The sequence below is a fragment of the Xenorhabdus santafensis genome, from assembly GCF_033949405.1.
GTDB classification, from domain to species: domain Bacteria; phylum Pseudomonadota; class Gammaproteobacteria; order Enterobacterales; family Enterobacteriaceae; genus Xenorhabdus; species Xenorhabdus santafensis.
This window is the reverse complement of the sequence record NZ_VCDN01000027.1, coordinates 1-20792: the sequence shown is the minus strand read 5'-3', so window position 1 is coordinate 20792 and position 20792 is coordinate 1. Positions and strand designations below refer to the sequence as shown.

Here is a 20792-nt window from a genome sequence, read left to right as displayed (position 1 = left end):
TGCTATTTCACGCTCAATCAGAACAATTCGTGGCTTTCACCATTTTCAGTCACCGTAGTTCCCACATCCGGCGTTGCATATTCCGTCGGCTGAGTGCCTTCAATGAAATATTCTTTGCGGGTATTGCCGCCGCCATTGGATAGTTTACCGGTTGACCTATCTATCGTGACCGAAACAATGCCTTCAGGAACTTCCATCATTTTCTCAGGAACGCCTTCCAGAGCTTCTTTCATGAAATCATCCCAGATGGGCTGGGCTGTTTTAGCTCCACCTTCGCCTTTCAATACCGGTGTGCGCCCCAGACTTTTGCTGTGCTCATCGAAACCAATCCAGACTGTCGCAACCATATCAGGGCCATAACCGGAGAACCACGCATCTTTCGAGCTATTGGTTGTTCCCGTTTTCCCGCCAATATCACGACGTTTTAAATCACGGGCAGCCCGCCATCCTGTCCCCATCCAGCCCGGTTCACCAAAAACATTGGTATTCAGAGCATCATGGATCAGAAATGCCAATGGCGTACTGATAACATGAGGAGCATATTGTTGGTCGTCAAAGTTCGTATTTTCTGAAACGCTTTCCAAATCGGACTGAGGTGGCACAGCCGGATCTTGCGGAACATCAGAATGGGCTACATTTTCAATAGAGTCTTCAGACAATTCTATGGAACGTGTTGTGTCACCGTAAATTACGGGAATGTTTGTACATTGCGGGCAAGCAATTTTAGGCTTGGCTTCAAACAGGATTTTTCCTTCATCGTTCTCGATTTTACTGATGAAATACGGGTCGACCAAATAGCCGCCATTTGCCATCACCGCATAACCCCGAACCAACTGCATCGGTGTAAACGAAGGAGAACCCAGTGCCAGAGATTCCGTACGAACAACATTCTCACCCGGCAGGCCAAAGCGTTTCAGATAATCAGACGCATAATCCACGCCCATGGCACGCATGGCACGAACCATCACCACGTTCTTCGATTGCCCTAAACCTTGGCGCAGACGAATTGGTCCATCATAAGTCGGGGGTGAATTCTTCGGACGCCAATCCGTTCCTGCACCCGCATCCCAACGACTGATCGGTGCATCATTCAGCAATGACGCCAATGTCAGCCCTTTATCCATCGCAGCGGTATACAGGAATGGCTTGATGTTGGAACCAACCTGCCGCAAAGATTGCGTCACGCGGTTAAATTTACTCAATTCAAAATCAAACCCGCCCACCAGTGCGTCTACGGCACCATTCATCGGATTGATGGCAACCAATGCCGCATTGACTTCAGGGATCTGCGACAACCACCAGATATCATTGACTTTTCTGATCCAGATTTGTTCTCCTGCCCGGATGACTTCATTGACACTGCGCGGTGGCACACCTTGCAAACTATCCGTCTTGAATGGGCGAGCCCAACGAACACCTGCCATAGTCAGCTCAACCTTGCTGCCATCCACCAGCATGACTTCTGCCTGACTGGCACTGGATTTCATCACCACCGCTGGCACCAAGGGGCCATACTTCGGCAACGTTTTCAGCTTATCGATAATCTGCGTTTGGCTCCACGCAGGTTGGCGGGCTTTCCACAATACCTCTTGTGCACCGCGATAACCGTGGCGGACATCGTAGTCAATCACATTGGTACGGACAGCATGCATCGCTGCCAACTGGGTCTTCCGCGTAATGGTGGTATAAACCTTATAGCCATCGGTATACGCATTTTCCCCATAACGGTTAATCATCTCCTGACGAACCATTTCGGTCAGGTAAGGGGCTGAGAAAGCAATGTGCGGCACATGGTAACGGGCAACCAATTTCTCTTCTCTGGCTTCATCATACTGACGGTGAGTGATATACCCCTCTTCCAGCATCCGCCCCAATACCACATTGCGGCGGTTAATGGCCCGGTCATAAGAATAAAGCGGGTTCAGTGTTGAAGGCGCTTTCGGCAATCCGGCAATCATTGCCATTTCACTCAGCGTCAATTCATTGACCGACTTGCCAAAATAGACATGGGCGGCCGCTCCAACGCCATAAGCACGGTAACCGAGGTAGATCTTGTTGAGATATAACTCAAGAATTTCATCCTTGGTTAACAGTTGCTCAATTTTAATCGCCAAAAATGCTTCTTTCGCCTTACGGATCAGCGTTTTTTCCGGGCTAAGGAAAAAGTTTCTCGCAAGCTGTTGAGTAATGGTACTTGCGCCTTGGGAAGCCTGACCGGATGTCATTACGACGGAAACGGCACGTATGACGCCAATGGGATCAACACCGTGGTGTTCATAAAAACGGCTATCTTCCGTGGCAATAAAGGCTTTTACCATCAAGGGGGGCATTTCTGACAAGGCCAGGGGCAAACGACGTTTTTCACCATATTGGTCAATTAATTCGCCATCAGCACTGAATACCTGCATTGGAGTCTGTAATCGGACATCCTTTAACGTCGCGACATCGGGTAACTGTGGCTCGATGTATTTGTATAAACCAAAAATCGAGGCTGTTCCCAATAAAATGCAAACAACGACAAGGATCAAAAAATACTTTATGAACTTCACCTGAAATTTCTCACGCCATGTTAATCGGGCAGTTTATAAACGATCAGTACATAGTATAAAGGACTGTATAAGGGATTCAGTATAAAGGCTATACAGTGCTATGGATATGATCTTTCATGAAGGATCGTTTTTCGCTAACAACTCATATTTCACTAACAACTCATAAATAGTAGATAAGGAAATCTTCTACATGTATCTGTCTAAATGGTATATCGGACTGGATATCCAGGATCATTACATTTGTGCTCTTGCTGCCACCAAACGCCGAAATGGCTGGCAACTGCGGAATTGTTGGCAATATCACTTATCAAACGAAATTATCTCAGGAGGGCGGCTGCAACATCCTGAAAAATTACTGCGCATTTTAATACAATGGCGGCAAACTTTACCTAGAAATATTAGCTTAAGATTGGCACTCCCTGTACAGCAAACCTTACAGAAACAGGTCTCCTTGCCCGGTCAGACAGCATTGCAAGAGCCTGAACTCGGCTGGTTTGTTCATGCCAATGCTGAAAAGCAATTTCCCGCCAGTGATCTTGCATTGGACTATCGCGTTCATGGCCGGCAAGTGTGCATCAGCGCCACCCGCCAACGAGATCTCAACCTCTGGCTGAAATTATTGGAGGATATCAATTTACTCCCTGATGCCATTGATATTGCGCCCTGTGCATTACGTTATGCCGCCAGACAAGCCGCTATTCCTGATAATAGTTGGTTGATCCACAAACGCACAACAGACTGGTTATGGGTATCACCTGCCAACCACGCTTTCAGCTATGGGTTGATAGCATTACAACCTCATCTCCATCTGGAGAACATTATCAGCCAATTGCCGGTTACGTCTGAAACAGAAGGCTATGCGGTTTATTACAGCCCGGAACATTCTGCAAAAGAACAATGTGTCAGCCAAGATCTAACCAGTTCGGTAAACTCATGGCAACTTTTGACTGCATTCCGCCATTATCAGCCCCCACTGCCGGAAAAAATGAATGCGTTCATTATCGCCGCAGGTCTTGCTATCAGACCGGATGATCATTGATGCATCAAGTCAATTTTTTACCGTGGCGCCAGAAAAAGCTGAAGCTCCGATACCAGAAATGGGGGGCGCTGCTTGGTCTGCAAATTCTGTTATGGGCACTATTTTTGGTGTTACTCGCCATGCAGCAGGCAAACAAAATCGAGCAATATCACCAACAATTCGTGCATGTTAAACACCAATTGGCGCAATTACAGCAATCTATCAAAAAAACAGAGCAGGCTGTACAACAACACTATGATTTGGCGCAACGATTAAGGAAAAAGCAGGTTTTCATGGAGCAGAATCAACGGTATTTGCAGTTATTCCGTCAACTTCCTCATCTTTTGCCAGCAAAAAGCTGGCTGGCCGCATTTAATGATGACAGCGGGCAATTAATTTTTACTGCCTACAGCCAAAACCATACGGAAATATCTGACTTTATGGATAACTTGGCAAATGACCCGAGCCTTATCAATGTACAACTAAAAAAAATGGTCACAATTGAAGATCAGGTCAAAGTGTTTACCATTGATGCAGATTGGCTGGCGGGAGGAACCCGTGGGCAATAATTACCTCGAATGGTTTCATCGGCCGGTCTGGCAACAATTTTTAGCGCAGCAGTTGATTATCATCCTGCTGCTCTCGGGGTTTTATTTCTTTATCTGGCAAGAACGCCAGCATGAAGCCCATGCTCTCCAAGGCCGCATTGCAGAACAACAAAATGATGTGGTGCTGTCACAACAGCGTATTGCCAAATTGCCCTCCATGCCTGACATCCAACAAAAGGTTCAGCAAATAACCACCATGCTCAGCCAAGGCAGTTTCATTCCGGTATCTACAGAAATGGGAACCACAAAAAATACATCCATACTCAAGAGGCTGCATCAGCCACTCGCACACTCTGGCAGTCAGCTAATGGAATGGAAAACTTACAGAGAAAATAACCACGTTCTTTGGCATATCGTACTGTCGCTGGACTATGGTCAGTTTCTCCATTTTTTGAATGAAATTCAGCTATTGCAACCACCGTTACTGATTAAACATCTCACAATCACGCCCAATGAGGAGAAATTAACTGTCCGCATCGCTCTATCAGAAGCGGCTGAATCAAATAGAGAGCCGTTTGGTACACCTTCATCTGATTCAGCATTGACGGAAACATACCCACCAGCAAATTCTTTGCATGGGGGGAAACCATGAACAAACCCTCATTTATCCTGCTGATCAGTTTGTTATTGCCAATGTCTGGCGTTGCCATAGAAAGCGGCATCAATGACATTGAAGGCGATATCAATCACATTGATGACAATTCCGCTTTTGAACTGCCTGTAAGGAATCCGTTTCTTCCTCCCGTAGCCCCAATTGAAGATGAAACTGATTTTCCCCCAACAGATCAAAATGAGCAGGAGCAAGAAATCGAATATCAGGCAATCCCTCTGAAATATGCCGATGCCGGTCAAGTTGCGGAACAATTGCAGAAAAATAGTCCGGCCCTGTTAACAAAATGGGGAAAGGTTGAACACGATCCTTCTACAAACAGCCTGATATTGGAAGATAAGTTTGATGCGATTACCCGTATCAAAATCTGGCTGAAAGAGATTGATACACCACAGCAACAAGTGCAAATTACAGCGCATATTGTTACCAGCAGCAGAGAAGCATTGCATGAATTAGGCATTCATTGGGGGGTAACTTCCGATCCGCTAAATCAGGTGCTGGGATTAAACCGCCTGAATCTGCATCAGCCAGCGGGCAATCAACGCCATCGGCTGGTTCTGAATACCGCCCGCATTCATGCCAGCCTGCTGGAAATGGAACTCAGTGCCCTGGAACAGGAAAATCAACTCGATATTATTGCCAGCCCGAGGTTAACGGCTTCACACCAGCAACCTGCCAGTATCAAACAAGGTTCTGATATTCCATACATCGTTCAAAACAAGGACAAAACATCGATCCAGTTTAAAGAAGCCGTATTGGGCATGGAAGTGACGCCACATATATTGAAAGGAGGGAAAATTCGGCTCGCACTGAAAATCAGCCAAAATGCCCCCGGTTTTCCTATCAGTCAGGGAGGAAATGAGAATCTGGCTATCGATAAACAGGAAATTGCGACTCAGGTTACGGTCAGAAATGGGGAAACCCTCATTTTGGGCGGCATCTTTCAACAGAAAAAAATAATTAGCCAGCAAAAAGTCCCTTATCTATCAGACATTCCTTTGATAGGTATATTGTTTAATCAAAATGGAGAACAACATAGCCGGAGGGAACTCGTAATTTTTATTACACCTCAATTGACCGATATTTAATCAATAAAAAAATACCGCATAAATATCAATCAGTTGATTAAAGTAACTGTGCTTTTTTTATCTGATAGCCCGCGATTTTACTTTATCCAGTCTGTTTATGGATTTGACGCTGAGAGTAATTTAGCATACAAGGATTACCTAATTGAGTGAGCAGGTCGGACTATAGCCAGTAAATTTTAAGTTTCAGCAAAGCTGCAACTTTAAAAATGACGGGTATATACCCAATGAATTTCAAGTTGCATCTCGGCGGTAAAGGAATTCATTCCCGGGAGCATAGATAACTATGTGACTGGGGTGAATGAGTGCAGCCAACAAAGAGGCAACTTGAAAAACGAAGGGTATAACATCATAAGTAAGAGTCTATGGATAATAGGCTTTCAGTCAGCCAGCAAATGCATGAGCCAAGCACAAAGGCTCGTGCCAGATTTATATAGTTGCAATACAGGTTGATGTACTGAGATAATTTTCCTATCTGATCTCACATTCTCACTCATGAGGTTTCAGTTTAGGTCCCGCGGCTAATCTGATTGGCGGGGCGGGTTATCATTAACAAATAGTCTTAGTAATACCAAAAACATGGCAGAGAAACGCAATATCTTTCTGGTTGGGCCTATGGGTGCCGGCAAAAGCACTATTGGTCGTCAGTTAGCTCAGCAACTCAATATGGAGTTTTACGACTCTGATCAAGAAATTGAGCGACGTACCGGAGCTGACGTGGGCTGGGTATTTGATGTGGAAGGCGAAGAAGGCTTCCGCGACCGCGAAGAAAAAATAATAAACGAACTGACTGAAAAACAAGGCATCGTACTGGCTACTGGAGGGGGTTCCGTTAAATCAAAAGAAACCCGCAATCGCCTGTCCGCCCGTGGTGTGGTCGTCTATTTAGAAACAACCATCGAAAAACAGTTAGCTCGTACCCAGCGCGATAAAAAACGCCCTTTACTTCAGGTTGACGCACCAGCACGTGAAGTTTTAGAAAATTTGGCTGATGAGCGCAATCCTCTTTATGAGGAAATTGCCGACGTGACTATCCGTACGGATGAGCAAAGCGCCAAAGTCGTCGCTAATCAAATTATTGAATTATTGGAAAAAAACTGATTATAGCAAGTTCGCACTGCAGCAAACGATAAGGCGAAAGCTGATATGGAACAAGTGACTGTTACGTTAGGTGAAAGAAGTTACCCGATTACCATAGCCGAAGGGCTATTTTCCAGCAATGAGGCGTTCAAGCCCCTGCAGGCTGGTCAACAGGTCATGATAGTGACCAACGAAACGTTGGCTCCCCTGTATCTTGAACAGGTAAAAACCACATTGCAGGGAATGGGGCTTCGAGTAAATGAAGTTATCTTGCCTGACGGTGAGCAGTACAAGTCACTTTTTGTGCTCAACGATATTTTTTCCGCACTATTGGAAGATAATCATGGTCGTGACACAACTCTTATCGCTCTCGGTGGTGGTGTAATCGGTGATATGACGGGGTTTGCCGCTGCCAGCTATCAACGCGGCACTCGTTTCATCCAAGTTCCCACCACATTACTTTCTCAGGTTGACTCTTCTGTCGGCGGAAAAACAGGGGTCAACCACCCTCTCGGCAAAAACATGATCGGCGCTTTTTATCAGCCAGCTTCTGTTGTTGTCGATCTCGATTGCTTAAAAACGTTACCTGCACAAGAGTTATATGCAGGGCTGGCTGAAGTCATCAAGTATGGCATCATACTGGATGGTGAATTCTTCCGCTGGCTTGAAGACAATATAGACAAATTACTGGCTCTCGATAATCAAGCGATGTCCTATTGCATACGTCGCTGCTGTGAACTGAAGGCAATGGTTGTCGCGGCGGATGAGCAGGAACGCAGTGGCATGCGGGCGTTATTGAACCTTGGCCACACTTTCGGGCATGCGATTGAGGCTGAAATGGGTTACGGTGTCTGGCTGCATGGCCAGGCTGTCGCTGCCGGTATGGTCATGGCGGCACGGGCTTCTGAGCTTGTCGGCACATTCTCGCAACAGGATACCTTGCGTATCATCCATCTGTTGGAACGCGCCAAACTGCCTGTCAACGGCCCTGAGGCAATGGCTCCGGATGCTTATTTACCCCATATGATGCGTGATAAAAAAGTCTCTGCGGGAAAATTGCATCTGGTGCTGCCTACAGCGATAGGAGAAGCAAAGCTCCGTTCCGATATCGAACAGGGCGTGATACTGGAAGCGATTCGCCTATGTTATCCAACCACCAGCTAACTACGCGGTTATCTGAATAATAAATCATTATCTGGCTGTTATACTATAAAATAGCTACATTATCAGATAGAACTTCATGAAGTTTTAGTTAGGTCAGACTGCCAAACCTCTTAAATAACAATTGGCAGAATTATCTCTGTGGGGAAGGCATATGGACGAATTAAAACCAGAAAACAAACAAAAAACAGACAACGAATTTAAACCTGATACTTCTGATCGCCGACCCCCGCGGTCTAAAAACCAATCCTCCCGGCCTAAACTGGCGGTATCTCGTCAGCAAATGATGATCGGTGTTGGCATATTAGTGCTGCTGCTTTTGATTATAGCCATCAGTTCAGCCTTAAAATCCCCCACTGATCATGAGAAGCAACAATCTTCCAATGCAACCGAAAAAAGTATCGACCTTTCTGGTTCTTCTACTTTATCGACCAACGAGCAAGAGGGCAGTGTTCAAGGTAATGGACAGGAAAACTCGTCTGTGCCTACGGCGGCTGCACCTAAGACTCATGAAATCAGTCCCCCGCCCTCTATTGGCAGTGCACCAAGTAGCGATCTTGCGCCTGCAACCGGAAATGAGGCTGGCCGTTATCACCAGCGCATAGAAGTGCCCGGTGATATTTCTGATGCCCTGAACCAACAACAAAGTAATATTAATAATTCAGTGCAGAAACATCTGGCGCCATCTCAGACTAAACCTATCGAGCAAACTAAACCGATAGAACAGAAAAGGACTGAGAAGACACCACCGAGAATAATCGAAAATAAAGGAAGAGAAGAAAGCCAGCCGAAGGCAGAAAACAGGCATGTCACAAGCCCTCAGCAGGCCAACAGAAAGAATGTGGCTGATGCAGGCGGTGATTTGCTGAAAGCCCCAGCAAACCGGTTCACACTCCAACTAAGCAGCGCAAGCCGCTCTGATACCTTGATTGCGTTTGCAAAAAAACATAACCTTATCAATTATAAGGTTTATGAGACCAAACGCGATGGTAAAACGTGGTTTATCTTGATTCAAGGTAACTATCTTACTGTTTCTGATGCTAAAAAGGCCATATCTTCATTCCCTGCGGAGATTCAGGCCAAAAAACCGTGGGTCAGAAAACTACAACAAGTTCAGCAAGATCTGAAAAAATAAAACTATTTTTATTAGGCGCTGATATGCTGTCCTAAACAGAGTACAATCTGCGGCTCTGAAATTATTGAATAACTAATTTGACGGCATGAAAAAAAAACGCGCTTTCTTAAAATGGGCCGGTGGAAAATACCCCTTGGTGGATGATATTAAGCGTCATCTGCCAGCGGGCGATTGCTTGATTGAGCCATTTGTTGGCGCAGGCTCGGTATTTTTGAATACCGATTATGATTCTTACATCTTGTCAGACATCAACAGTGATCTGATCAATCTGTACAACACTGTAAAATTTCGTGCAGATGAATTTATTAGTCATGCCCGTCCACTATTTACATCGGAGTTCAACACCTCCGAAAATTTTTATCGCCTGAGAGAAGAGTTCAACAAAAGCCAGGACCCCTTTCGGCGCAGCTTGTTGTTTCTTTACCTGAACCGACACTGTTATAACGGTCTGTGCCGCTATAATTCACGGGGGCAATTTAATGTTCCTTTCGGGCGTTACAAAAAACCTTACTTTCCAGAAGATGAGCTTTATTGGTTTGCTGAAAAGTCCAAAAAAGCGACTTTTATCTGCCAGCATTACGAAAACACGTTAAATAACGCCCCAAAAGGTTCGGTTGTTTACTGTGATCCCCCGTATGCCCCGCTTTCGGCCACGGCGAATTTTACTGCCTACCATACAAATAACTTTAATCTTCAGGATCAAGAAAATCTGGCGCAGATAGCCTATTATCTATCATCCCAACTAAGTATTCCGGTGCTTATCTCCAATCATGACACACCGATGACCCGGGAATGGTATCACCACGCTTCCCTTTACATTGTTAAAGCCCGCCGGACAATAAGTAGAAATATTCTTGCCCGAAGTAAGGTTGATGAGCTTTTAGCGTTATACTGCCAAAAGTGATTGAGGTTTCCAGCCCGTGAAATAATAACGGGGATAAACAATGAATTGGAGAAGATAATAATGAAGAAAGACTTTCTGATCGCCCCATCCATTCTATCCGCAGATTTTGCCCGATTAGGTGAAGATACAGCTCAAGTTTTGGCAGCAGGTGCTGATGTTGTTCATTTTGATGTTATGGATAACCACTATGTGCCAAATCTGACCATTGGGCCGATGGTTTGTCAGGCGTTGCGCGATTATGGCATCACCGCGCCAATTGATGTCCATCTGATGGTAAAACCGGTTGATCGCATTATCCCTGATTTCGCCAAGGCTGGAGCAACATATATTACTTTCCATCCTGAAGCGAGCGAGCATGTTGATCGAACTTTACAGCTCATCAAAGAGCATGGCTGTAAGGCGGGATTGGTTTTCAATCCAGCAACTCCGCTCAGCTACCTTGATTATGTATTGGATAAATTGGATGTAATCCTGTTGATGTCCGTCAATCCCGGTTTTGGTGGCCAGTCTTTCATTCCGGAAACACTGAATAAACTACGTCAGGTACGTAATATTATTGATAACAGCGGATATGATATCCGGCTTGAAGTTGATGGGGGGATCAAGCCCAACAATATCGCTGAAGCGGCTCAGGCTGGCGCAGATATGTTCGTCGCTGGCTCTGCTATTTTCAGTCAGCCAGATTATAAAGCGGTAATTGATGAGATGCGCCGCGAATTATCAAAGGTTGCGTGATGACAAATAAACATGTGAAAACGATCCGTGCCATCGCATTTGATTTAGATGGCACTCTGGTTGACAGTGCCGGCGGCTTGGCAGATGCGTTGGATCAGGCCTTAGTTGCCAAAGGGTTCCCTGCTGCCGGCAAAGAACGCCTTGCTGTCTGGGTTGGCAACGGTGCAGATGTGATGGTTGAGCGTGCATTGAAATGGGCTGGAGCAGACGCCTCCCCCGAACTGCACAGTGAAATTCGCAAACTGTTTGATCAATTCTATGCAGTCAGCGTCACTACGGGCAGCCAGTTATTTCCCCACGTAAAAGAGACCTTGGCAGAGCTGGCAGCACACGGCTTGCCGATGGCAATAGTCACAAACAAGCCAACCCCTTTTATTGCCCCATTGCTGGAATCATTAGGTATCAGTGAATATTTTTCATTAGTGTTGGGTGGCGATGATGTCAAAGAGAAAAAACCACATCCTGCCCCTCTCTATCTGACAATGGGTATGTTTGGTTTACATAAAGAAGAATTGCTTTTCGTTGGTGATTCCCGTAATGATATTTTAGCGGCACAAGCGGCTGGTTGCCCTTGTGTTGGGCTGACGTATGGATATAACTACGGAGAATCGATAGCATTAAGCCATCCCAATTATGTCTTGGATCATTTCCCGGATTTACTCCCAACGATTGGATTATCCACTTTGAAACAATTATCTACTTCGAAAAAACAGGAAGCGTAACAAAATGAATGAACCCACTGTAAACAAAACAAACTCCCAAAAACCTATTGTATTCAGCGGCGCGCAGCCTTCCGGTGAATTAACCATCGGTAACTACATGGGGGCGTTACGTCAGTGGGTTAAAATGCAAGACGATTATGATTGCATCTACTGCATCGTCAATCAGCATGCCATTACTGTACGCCAAGATGCCAATGAACTAAAAAAACGCACATTGGATACATTGGCGCTTTACCTCGCCTGTGGCATTGATCCAAAGAAAAGCACTATCTTCGTTCAGTCGCATGTACCACAGCACACTCAGTTGTCTTGGGTATTGAACTGTTACGCTTATTTCGGTGAGCTGAGCCGTATGACTCAGTTTAAAGATAAATCAGCCCGCTATGCAGAAAACATCAATGCAGGTCTGTTTGACTATCCGGTTTTGATGGCAGCGGATATTTTGCTCTATCAGGCGAATCAAGTCCCAGTAGGCGGTGACCAGAAACAGCACCTTGAATTAACCCGCGATTTAGCTTTGCGTTTTAATGCATTATATGGCGATATCTTCACTGTGCCGGAACCTTTTATCCCACAGGGCGGTAGTGCCCGCGTCATGTCATTGCAAGATCCGGTCAAGAAAATGTCGAAATCGGATGATAACCGCAATAATGTGATTGCCCTGCTGGAAGACCCTAAATCCGTGGCTAAGAAAATCAAACGCGCAGTTACCGATTCTGAAGAGCCGCCTCGTGTTCGTTATGATCTGGAAAACAAACCTGGCGTTTCCAACCTGCTGGATATTCTTTCTAGCGTCACCGGCAAAGCTATTCCTGAGTTGGAAGCTGAGTTTGAAGGCAAAATGTACGGCCATTTGAAAGGTGCTGTCGCCGACGCAGTATGTGAAATGCTGGCTGATCTTCAGGAGCGTTATCATCATTTCCGTAATGATGAAGCGTTACTCAACCAAATCATGGTAGAAGGCGCAGCCAAGGCACAGGCTCGTGCTCAAGCGACTTTAGATAAAGTCTATAATGCGGTAGGTTTGATTGCGCACCCATAAGTAAACGATCATCAATAATGCCAAAGGGTATCAATTTACTCTTTGGCATTTATTTTTTGCCGATTTTTGTAACACGACATTACCATTTCTTCATAAATTGCTTTATTTTCTGGTCATACATACTAGTAAAACCAGACCTAGAAGGGAATTCTGCATCATCAGTATGCCCAATATCTTTTTTTTCTACTGTTCCCCAATTCGATTTGTCTGCATTAACCTTTCTAAATAAACGATTGTCATTTTCTTCAATTCTAAATTTCGCAGAAGGCCTCTTCTCATTAGGTAACCTATCTTTATCAATATCACGTAAATATTTTTCATATAATTTTGGCCCGGTATTCTCTATAGTAATATCTGAACGAAAATCTGGAATTACTCTTGAAGCAGACCATGTGTCTTTATTTCCATGTGGATATTTGTCATATGGATTATTTGGAAAACCATTTTGATTATTTGATTTATTTTGTATGGGTTTGGAAGGATCAGCTAGATTTATTAATTGAATCTGCTTGCCTGGATTAATAGGATTTGATGGATAATGCGAATTAATATTTCTTGGTTTATTTGATGGCCTTAAAGTTTTATTTAAATCATAATAATTTTTATTTATATTGAATTTTTTTTGAGAAAGTCTTAAAAGAGCCAATATCTTTTTTGATTTAGGTGGGGCTGCAATTATAGCATTTCCACCAAAACTATTATATACCCACGCTTTATTTTCTAGAGCACCCGTTGGTTCTTTACCCGCTGTTATGTCACCAAAAGCAATATCTAAAGGAGCGCAATTATCTTTAAACTTAGCTTTTGTGGTTTTTAATAAATCTGAAATAGGGTCTTTCGAATTCAATTTCAATTCCACATCAACATCTAAATAAATTCCTCCTTCAACATATAAAATGACAAGGCGTGCTATATCACTCGCCAGCGCATAATTCTTATAATATCCATGGATATTACGATAAAATAATGACTCCAAAATTAAAAAATTTATTTCTTGTGGTTCACTAGTTAATGCGGCTCCTATTAATATTAATGGATCTTTATTAAGTAATTCAAATGCATCCTTTATATTCCTAATGAGCACCTCATTAGAACCATACCTAATTTTATCAAATTCACATCCAAATATCTCTCCAAAACTTTTGGTCATAGATCTAAATGTATTCAAAAATAATGAATTATTATTTGTCCACAAATGAACTTCAAAACCAGGATTTGCTAATTTCATTTTTATGATATTTTCCATAAACTTTTCTGGTATATTATTTCCCACCCAGAAATAATGTATTTTTTTTGGAATATTCATAACCCAACCTTTACATTTTAAAATAATTACTAAATTAGATTCATTCTTAATGAATGCGATACGCGAAAGAAACAGGACAAATTCTCTTTCGCATAAATAATAACTAGGTAGCAGGAGTAGCCAGTGAGTTAACTATGCAGTAACTTGAAAGGTAAAAGGTATATCATTTGTGAGCTAAATTATTTCCCAAATAAACGGCGATTGAAGTCCTCAATTCTTCCACCCGATATACGCTTTTGCATCGTTAGATTCCAACTGGCAGATAAACCTGCGGCTCCCATTAAGCGACGATATTGCTCTTCATCAAATGGGCTATGAAAAGCAATGGAAATAGCTTCCTTGACAGAAACGTCACTATTGCGACTTAATAACTTTAGCGGTTCACCAGCGTTGACCAAACCTGGTGAGATAACTCGGTATAACCAGCCACAACGCCCACTGTTTTGCATAATTGCAGCAAAATCACGGACGTTTGTCACAAAGTTGAGTTTATAACATGGAGAACGTGGTTGAGTGACCTGAATCAAGGCTTCACTCCACTGGTATATATCCCCGATATAAACATTCTCTTCTGTCATTCCTTCAGTTGATATGTTTTCACCAAAAAGTGGAGGGGATAATAATTCCGTTGATTCAGGAAATTGCCTTTTCCAAAAATGATAATGTTCCATAGGATAATGGCAAAGTGCACGATCAGGGCCGCCATGAAAACGGCTCTCTGCCTGTTCATCACCTTCCAGGCCAAGAGAGGTCAACTGTAAGAGGCCATTAACCAACAATTTATTAATGGCGCTGGCGCCCCATTTTTCAGAAGAAGTTATTTTGCCTCTATATGCCTGTAGGTAATACATCACTGTTCCCCTCTCAATAGACGAGTACAAATATTACTCTGACAGGATAGAGGCAGCAAGTTTCGCTTTTATTTTATGTTACAGAGGGAGCATTTTCTCTCTGTGCAGGAAATGTTACTCCCGACCTTCATAACCATCCATATAAGAGGCAGATATGGCTTCAGACATAGCCTTGGTCCATTTTGGCGTAACACTCTCATTGTAAACTTTACCCGCAAACGTTGATCGTTTCGGAATAGTATTCAGAAATTCATCACTGGTTAAGTAACGCACGCGTTGTTGTGCATCTTCCTGCGTCATTCCAGAGACCCTGTCTTTTTTGCCCAGTTGCCAGAATTGCTCGAAAAAAGGGATGAGACGTTGGGTGCTATTGTATTTATGCGTATAGAAATTAGGATCAAAATCGTCATAAGAAGCATAAATAAAATTTCTGGCATTACGTTCAGCACTCGTATTTATCTGGGCACATCCGAACATCAGAGAGGATACTATAAGGGTTGTTGCTATCATGATTATATTTTTCTTCATTATATTGTATTGCACCTTTTATTTTGAAAGATAAGAGATGCTAAATAATAAAGAAAATAATGAGAAATAAAAATGCCGATCACGATAATGACCAGCATTTCAGTAACAAGCTGTTAAATTAATTATTTAATTTTTTCTTCATAACGCTTTGTTGCTTCATCCCAATTTACAACATGCCAGAATGCCTTGATGTAGTCAGGACGGCGGTTTTGGTACTTCAGGTAATAAGCATGCTCCCATACATCCAAGCCAACAATTGGATAACCGGAAGCACCCGCAATTTCCTCACCCATTAATGGGCTATCCTGATTCGCAGTTGATACAACAGCAAGCTTCCCATCATCTTTCAGTACCAGCCATGCCCAACCAGAACCAAAACGGGTTGCAGCCGCCTGTTCAAATTTCTCTTTAAAGCTATCAATACTTCCAAAATCACGCTCAATAGCGGCTTTCAAATCGCCCTTTAATTCTGTTCCCAGTTTTAACCCTTTCCAGAACAGGCTGTGGTTTGAATGCCCACCAGCATTATTGCGAACAAAATTACGCTTATCTGCCGGAAGTTTATCAAGCTGCTTAATTAGGGAATCAATATCCAGTTTATTTAATTCAGGAAAAGCTTCCAGAGCCGTATTCGTATTAGTGACATAGGTTTGATGGTGTTTGGTGTGATGTATTTCCATCGTTTGCTTATCGAAATGAGGCTCTAGGGCATCGTACGCATAAGGCAGAGAAGGCAGTGAATAGCTCATGTCATATCTCCAATTGTTTAAAATGTATCAATCTCACCTCGTGTGAGCAGTCCATTTATTATAGTGAACTGAATGATAATGAAAATAATTATCAATTCCCATAGCATTACTATGGATTCCCTTATGCATCTTAAACTCTTACTAAATCAGATATAAAATCCAAACAAAAACAGCTGATTGAGTTTTATAATCCAACATTTAGTTTTTTGTTGTTATTTTATTTCACAAAAACACACCGCATTAAATGATCATGCCATGAAATTCATTCTCTTTATTGCGTGATCTTCCGCGCAAAAAAGAAACAAAAATTCCACTTGCACTTTAGTTAACCTTGTTTTGACATAGTATTAACAATTGCAAGGAGATAAAAATATGACACAAATAATCAAGCATCTGATTCCTGCTGATATCGCAGATACTGCCCTGATAAGCAAACAACAATATCTACAAGATTACCAATGGTCACTACAAGATCCTGACGGTTTCTGGGGTGAAAAAGGTAAGGTTGTAGATTGGATCAAACCCTATACCAGAGTCAAAAATACGTCTTTCGATCCCGGGCACATCAACATCCGCTGGTTTGAAGATGGTACTCTGAATCTAAGTGCCAATTGCCTTGATCGTCATTTAGAAGAGCGTGGCAATCAAACAGCCATTATCTGGGAAGGGGATAATCCAACAGAATCCCGCCATGTTACGTATCGTGAGTTGCACCGTGACGTCTGCCAGTTCGCCAATGTCTTAAAAAATTTGGGGATCAAAAAAGGTGATGTCGTCGCTATCTATATGCCCATGGTGCCAGAAACCGCAGTTGCCATGTTGGCTTGTGCCCGCATCGGAGCTATTCACTCCGTGATTTTTGGTGGCTTCTCACCAGATGCCATTGCTGGCCGGGTTATCGACTCTAATGCCAAACTTATTATTACCGCAGATGAAGGCTTACGCGCAGGCCGTACCATTCCACTGAAAAAAAATGTCGATGAGGCATTAAATAATTCCGCCGCCACCTGCGTTTCTAATGTGGTTGTCTTCAAACGTACAGGTAATACTCCCAATTGGCATGACGGGCGTGATTTATGGTGGCATGAACTGACTGAAAATGTCAGTTCTGATTTCCCCGTTGAAGAGATGAATGCTGAAGATCCGTTGTTCATTCTTTATACTTCAGGCTCAACGGGAAAACCCAAAGGAGTCCTGCATACAACCGGCGGTTATCTGGTCTATGCATCTTTAACGTTCAAATACACGTTTGATTATCATCCTGGGGAGATTTATTGGTGCACGGCTGATGTCGGTTGGGTAACCGGGCATAGCTACCTGTTATACGGGCCACTTTCTTGTGGTGCAACAACGCTGATGTTTGAAGGTGTCCCCAACTATCCTGACGTAAATAGGCTTTGCCAAATTATCGATAAACATCAGGTCAATATTCTTTATACGGCGCCAACGGCCATCAGAGCACTCATGGCTGAAGGCGACAAGGCCATAGAAGGCACACAACGAACCTCCTTGCGTATCATGGGCTCTGTCGGTGAACCCATCAACCCAGAAGCATGGGAATGGTATTACAAAAAAATAGGTAACAGTAAATGCCCGATTGTTGATACTTGGTGGCAAACTGAAACCGGCGGGTTCATGATTACACCATTACCAGGTGCAACCGACCTCAAAGCCGGATCCGCAACTTTGCCATTCTTCGGCATTAGGCCAGCATTAGTGGATAATTCTGGTGAGATCTTAGAAGGGGAGCATGAAGGCAACCTTGTCATCACCGATTCCTGGCCCGCACAAGCCCGCACGTTATACGGCGATCATGAACGTTTCGAACAGACCTACTTTTCAACTTTTAAAGGAATGTATTTTAGTGGTGATGGTGCCCGACGTGATGAAGATGGTTATTACTGGATCACCGGTCGGGTTGATGACGTCCTGAATATTTCAGGCCATCGTCTGGGAACAGCAGAAATTGAGTCAGCCCTAGTTGCTCATCCTAAAATTGCGGAAGCAGCTGTCGTTGGTATTCCCCATCATATCAAGGGGCAAGCCGTTTACGCCTACGTCACGCTGGTTCATGGCGAAGAACCTACCCCGGATCTATATACCGAAGTCAGAAATTGGGTTCGCAAAGAAATCGGGCCGATAGCAACGCCTGATATCCTCCATTGGACAGATTCTCTGCCCAAAACTCGTTCCGGGAAAATTATGCGACGCATTTTGCGCAAAATTGCTTCTGGGGATACCAGTAACTTAGGAGATACCTCTACTCTGGCCGATCCGGGAGTTGTTGAAAAACTGCTGGAAGAAAAACAATCCATAAAAATGTCGTAAACCATTTCGTAAAACATATAGGCCGCCGCAAGGCGGCTTGAATAACGTATCACCAAAAATACAGAACTGTGTAGGGGATATGGCCAATAGTCATGGATTCTCTCGGTGACGGCTATCCCTTGTCCAGCACTTAATGATGTGACCCAAGGTGTGTCGTTTAAAATCAACAAGGAGATACCCTGATGAATGCCGACATTTATCAAGAGATTGAAAATAATCCCCGCTTTAAGGAATTGATCAAGAAACGAGGGCATTTTGCATGGCTGCTATCCATCATTATGTTAGTGCTTTATGTTGGTTTTATTTTCCTTATTGCTTTTGCCCCTCAATGGCTTGGAACTCCGATTAACGAAGGTAGCAGCATCACCCGAGGCATTCCTGTAGGTGTAGGGATTATCTTTGTTTCTTTTATATTGACGGGCATCTATGTTATTCGGGCGAATGGTGAGTTTGATCGTCTGGTATCAACTATTCTCAATGAGGTGAGAAAATGAAAAGAATTGTATTGTCTGCAATACCTCTATTTTCCGCCCTCTTTCCCATGCTGGCTCAAGCAGAAGCTATTTCAGGTAATGTAGAAAAACAGCCTTTGAATATTCAGGCTATTGTCATGTTCCTGTTATTCGTCGGGTTCACACTTTTTATTACTTATTGGGCTTCGAAGCGAACCATTTCACGATCAGATTATTACACTGCTGGTGGCCGAATTACCGGGTTCCAAAATGGTATGGCGATTGCCGGTGACTATATGTCAGCGGCCTCTTTTCTGGGAATTTCAGCATTAGTTTATACCTCCGGCTATGACGGGCTGATTTATTCGATTGGTTTCCTTGTCGGTTGGCCAATCATTCTATTTCTCATTGCCGAACGGTTAAGAAATCTGGGGCGCTATACATTTGCCGATGTTGCTTCTTACCGCTTGAAACAGCAGCCAATCCGCTCCTTATCAGCCGTAGGTTCACTGGTTGTTGTCGCGCTATATCTGATAGCGCAAATGGTCGGAGCCGGAAAACTTATCGAGTTATTATTTGGTTTGAATTACCACATTGCTGTTGTTCTGGTAGGCATTCTAATGGTGCTTTATGTGCTATTTGGCGGGATGCTGGCAACTACATGGGTTCAAATAATCAAGGCAATTCTGCTGCTGGCAGGGGCAACTTTTATGGCTTTAATGGTCATGAAAGCCGTTAACTTCAATTTTAATACTCTGTTTAAAGAAGCGATTGCGGTGCATTCACTCGGTCCCTCGATCATGAAACCCGGCGGATTGGTATCCGATCCTATTTCTGCGCTCTCTTTAGGGTTGGCATTAATGTTTGGAACCGCCGGGTTACCACATATCATCATGCGGTTTTTTACCGTCAGTGACGCTAAAGAAGCACGCAAAAGCGTTTTCTATGCCACCGGTTTTATCGGTTATTTTTATATCCTGACGTTCATTATTGGATTCGGAGCGATTTTATTGGTCAGCGCTAATCCCGCATACAAAGATGCAAGCGGTGCACTGCTCGGCGGCACGAATATGGCTGCTGTTCATCTCGCCAACGCCGTTGGCGGTGATTTTTTCCTTGGATTTATCTCTGCGGTTGCTTTTGCCACTATTTTGGCTGTTGTCGCCGGATTGACGCTGGCAGGTGCTTCAGCAGTATCACATGACCTCTATGCTAATGTGATTAAAAAGGGTCAAGCAAGTGAGCAAGATGAGTTAAGAGTTTCCAAAATTACGGTTGTTATTCTGGGGATTGTGGCTATCGGCCTGGGTATTTTATTTGAAAAACAAAATATTGCCTTTATGGTTGGTCTGGCTTTCTCCATTGCCGCAAGCTGTAATTTCCCTATTATTTTACTGTCGATGTATTGGAGCAAGCTGACGACACGAGGGGCTATGATTGGCGGAGGATTAGGATTACTGACTGCGGTTGTGCTCATGATCCTTGGCCCTACAATCTGGGTCAGTATTCTTGGTCATGAAAAGCCAATTTATCCTTATGAATATCCAGCTCTTTTTTCTATGTCTGTGGCATTTATTGGAGCGTGGCTATTTTCAATAACAGATACATCGGCACAGGGACAGCAGGAAAGAGAAATGTTCAGGAGCCAGTTTATTCGTTCACAGACAGGAATTGGAATTGAACAAGGGAAAGCTCATTAATTTTTTGAATACGAATGCTGTAAATACAGGGGCAATAAAAGGACTTTATGTTTTATGTGTAGCCGCCCGTCAGGAACCGGCTGGCGTTGGAAGAATATTGCTTATGTTACCGCTGGCGAGATCACTGGCTACAGTTTCTAGTGATAGCCAGCCATGAAACCAGTACATGAAGTGATTTTTTTAAATTTGCCAAATGCAAAAAAGCCATCCGTTACCGGATGGCTTTCTC

Annotated in this window: 19 protein-coding genes; 14 read left to right on the top strand and 5 right to left on the bottom strand. The window is 43.6% G+C overall.

What is annotated here, in order from left to right; translation table 11 throughout:
• Positions 1-17: 17 nt before the first annotated feature.
• Positions 18-2549, bottom strand: a complete 2532-nt coding sequence (gene mrcA / locus FE392_RS08245; RefSeq protein WP_319929753.1) for a peptidoglycan glycosyltransferase/peptidoglycan DD-transpeptidase MrcA — start codon at positions 2547-2549, stop codon at positions 18-20.
• Between the two features lie 190 nt (positions 2550-2739).
• Between mrcA and pilM the strand changes: the two genes are divergently transcribed.
• From pilM to trpS, 11 genes are all read left to right on the top strand, one after another.
• Positions 2740-3588 carry a pilus assembly protein PilM gene (gene pilM, locus FE392_RS08240; RefSeq protein WP_319929752.1) on the top strand — a complete coding sequence of 283 codons (849 nt, stop codon included), beginning with the start codon at positions 2740-2742 and terminating at the stop codon, positions 3586-3588.
• Positions 3588-4136, top strand: a complete 549-nt coding sequence (locus tag FE392_RS08235; protein WP_319929751.1) for a PilN domain-containing protein — start codon at positions 3588-3590, stop codon at positions 4134-4136. Before pilM ends, FE392_RS08235 begins: the two co-directional genes overlap by 1 nt.
• Positions 4126-4767, top strand: coding sequence for a hypothetical protein (locus tag FE392_RS08230; protein ID WP_319929750.1), 642 nt, complete (start codon positions 4126-4128; stop codon positions 4765-4767). The genes FE392_RS08235 and FE392_RS08230 overlap by 11 nt, the downstream gene beginning before the upstream one ends.
• Entirely contained in the window at positions 4764-5873 is a 1110-nt protein-coding gene (gene pilQ, locus FE392_RS08225; RefSeq protein ID WP_319929749.1) for a type IV pilus secretin PilQ, read from the top strand. The genes FE392_RS08230 and pilQ overlap by 4 nt, the downstream gene beginning before the upstream one ends.
• A gap of 576 nt (positions 5874-6449) precedes the next feature.
• A complete protein-coding gene (gene aroK / locus FE392_RS08220; protein ID WP_038237472.1) occupies positions 6450-6971 on the top strand; it encodes a shikimate kinase AroK in 522 nt (173 codons plus the stop codon).
• 45 nt (positions 6972-7016) lie between these two features.
• Complete coding sequence (aroB, locus tag FE392_RS08215) at positions 7017-8114, top strand: 3-dehydroquinate synthase (RefSeq protein ID WP_319929748.1); 1098 nt, start codon at positions 7017-7019, stop codon at positions 8112-8114.
• 151 nt (positions 8115-8265) lie between these two features.
• Positions 8266-9246 (top strand): SPOR domain-containing protein, encoded by a 981-nt coding sequence (locus tag FE392_RS08210; protein ID WP_319929747.1) that lies wholly within the window; start codon positions 8266-8268, stop codon positions 9244-9246.
• Between the two features lie 85 nt (positions 9247-9331).
• Positions 9332-10150, top strand: a complete 819-nt coding sequence (gene dam, locus FE392_RS08205) for an adenine-specific DNA-methyltransferase (RefSeq protein ID WP_319929746.1) — start codon at positions 9332-9334, stop codon at positions 10148-10150.
• 60 nt (positions 10151-10210) lie between these two features.
• Positions 10211-10885, top strand: coding sequence for a ribulose-phosphate 3-epimerase (gene rpe / locus FE392_RS08200; RefSeq protein WP_319929744.1), 675 nt, complete (start codon positions 10211-10213; stop codon positions 10883-10885).
• Positions 10885-11607 carry a phosphoglycolate phosphatase gene (locus FE392_RS08195; RefSeq protein ID WP_319929743.1) on the top strand — a complete coding sequence of 241 codons (723 nt, stop codon included), beginning with the start codon at positions 10885-10887 and terminating at the stop codon, positions 11605-11607. Before rpe ends, FE392_RS08195 begins: the two co-directional genes overlap by 1 nt.
• Before the next feature lie 4 nt (positions 11608-11611).
• The gene (gene trpS, locus FE392_RS08190; RefSeq protein WP_319929742.1) at positions 11612-12649 is read left to right on the top strand and encodes a tryptophan--tRNA ligase; all 1038 of its coding nucleotides are present in this window, start codon (positions 11612-11614) and stop codon (positions 12647-12649) included.
• 79 nt (positions 12650-12728) lie between these two features.
• Here trpS and FE392_RS08185 read toward each other — a convergent pair whose 3' ends face one another.
• From FE392_RS08185 to sodA, 4 genes are all read right to left on the bottom strand, one after another.
• Entirely contained in the window at positions 12729-13955 is a 1227-nt protein-coding gene (locus FE392_RS08185) for a glycosyltransferase (protein WP_319929741.1), read from the bottom strand.
• Between the two features lie 179 nt (positions 13956-14134).
• A complete protein-coding gene (gene yiiM / locus FE392_RS08180) occupies positions 14135-14806 on the bottom strand; it encodes a 6-hydroxyaminopurine reductase (protein WP_319929740.1) in 672 nt (223 codons plus the stop codon).
• Between the two features lie 114 nt (positions 14807-14920).
• Positions 14921-15334, bottom strand: coding sequence for an Exc2 family lipoprotein (locus tag FE392_RS08175; protein WP_319929739.1), 414 nt, complete (start codon positions 15332-15334; stop codon positions 14921-14923).
• Positions 15335-15456: 122 nt separating this feature from the next.
• Positions 15457-16083, bottom strand: a complete 627-nt coding sequence (gene sodA / locus FE392_RS08170) for a superoxide dismutase [Mn] (protein WP_319929738.1) — start codon at positions 16081-16083, stop codon at positions 15457-15459.
• 372 nt (positions 16084-16455) lie between these two features.
• On the opposite strand from sodA, the gene acs reads away from it, so the two are divergent.
• The 3 genes from acs (at position 16456) to actP (ending at position 20563) form a co-directional block, all read left to right on the top strand.
• Positions 16456-18411: an acetate--CoA ligase gene (acs, locus tag FE392_RS08165; RefSeq protein ID WP_319929737.1), complete on the top strand. Its 1956-nt coding sequence runs from the start codon at positions 16456-16458 to the stop codon at positions 18409-18411.
• A gap of 182 nt (positions 18412-18593) precedes the next feature.
• Positions 18594-18905 (top strand): DUF485 domain-containing protein, encoded by a 312-nt coding sequence (locus FE392_RS08160; RefSeq protein ID WP_319929736.1) that lies wholly within the window; start codon positions 18594-18596, stop codon positions 18903-18905.
• Positions 18902-20563, top strand: coding sequence for a cation/acetate symporter ActP (gene actP, locus FE392_RS08155; protein WP_319929735.1), 1662 nt, complete (start codon positions 18902-18904; stop codon positions 20561-20563). The genes FE392_RS08160 and actP overlap by 4 nt, the downstream gene beginning before the upstream one ends.
• Positions 20564-20792: the final 229 nt, after the last annotated feature.

What these genes read in the sequence shown, in the direction of transcription:
- pilM (WP_319929752.1), top strand. Translation starts at nt 2,740, where the DNA reads ATGTATCTGTCTAAATGGTATATCGGACTGGATATCCAGGATCATTAC.
- FE392_RS08235 (WP_319929751.1), top strand. Translation starts at nt 3,588, where the DNA reads ATGCATCAAGTCAATTTTTTACCGTGGCGCCAGAAAAAGCTGAAGCTC.
- pilQ (WP_319929749.1), top strand. Translation starts at nt 4,764, where the DNA reads ATGAACAAACCCTCATTTATCCTGCTGATCAGTTTGTTATTGCCAATG.
- aroK (WP_038237472.1), top strand. Translation starts at nt 6,450, where the DNA reads ATGGCAGAGAAACGCAATATCTTTCTGGTTGGGCCTATGGGTGCCGGC.
- aroB (WP_319929748.1), top strand. Translation starts at nt 7,017, where the DNA reads ATGGAACAAGTGACTGTTACGTTAGGTGAAAGAAGTTACCCGATTACC.
- FE392_RS08210 (WP_319929747.1), top strand. Translation starts at nt 8,266, where the DNA reads ATGGACGAATTAAAACCAGAAAACAAACAAAAAACAGACAACGAATTT.
- dam (WP_319929746.1), top strand. Translation starts at nt 9,332, where the DNA reads ATGAAAAAAAAACGCGCTTTCTTAAAATGGGCCGGTGGAAAATACCCC.
- rpe (WP_319929744.1), top strand. Translation starts at nt 10,211, where the DNA reads ATGAAGAAAGACTTTCTGATCGCCCCATCCATTCTATCCGCAGATTTT.
- FE392_RS08195 (WP_319929743.1), top strand. Translation starts at nt 10,885, where the DNA reads ATGACAAATAAACATGTGAAAACGATCCGTGCCATCGCATTTGATTTA.
- trpS (WP_319929742.1), top strand. Translation starts at nt 11,612, where the DNA reads ATGAATGAACCCACTGTAAACAAAACAAACTCCCAAAAACCTATTGTA.
- FE392_RS08185 (WP_319929741.1), bottom strand. Translation starts at nt 13,955, where the DNA reads ATGAATATTCCAAAAAAAATACATTATTTCTGGGTGGGAAATAATATA.
- yiiM (WP_319929740.1), bottom strand. Translation starts at nt 14,806, where the DNA reads ATGTATTACCTACAGGCATATAGAGGCAAAATAACTTCTTCTGAAAAA.
- FE392_RS08175 (WP_319929739.1), bottom strand. Translation starts at nt 15,334, where the DNA reads ATGAAGAAAAATATAATCATGATAGCAACAACCCTTATAGTATCCTCT.
- sodA (WP_319929738.1), bottom strand. Translation starts at nt 16,083, where the DNA reads ATGAGCTATTCACTGCCTTCTCTGCCTTATGCGTACGATGCCCTAGAG.
- acs (WP_319929737.1), top strand. Translation starts at nt 16,456, where the DNA reads ATGACACAAATAATCAAGCATCTGATTCCTGCTGATATCGCAGATACT.
- FE392_RS08160 (WP_319929736.1), top strand. Translation starts at nt 18,594, where the DNA reads ATGAATGCCGACATTTATCAAGAGATTGAAAATAATCCCCGCTTTAAG.
- actP (WP_319929735.1), top strand. Translation starts at nt 18,902, where the DNA reads ATGAAAAGAATTGTATTGTCTGCAATACCTCTATTTTCCGCCCTCTTT.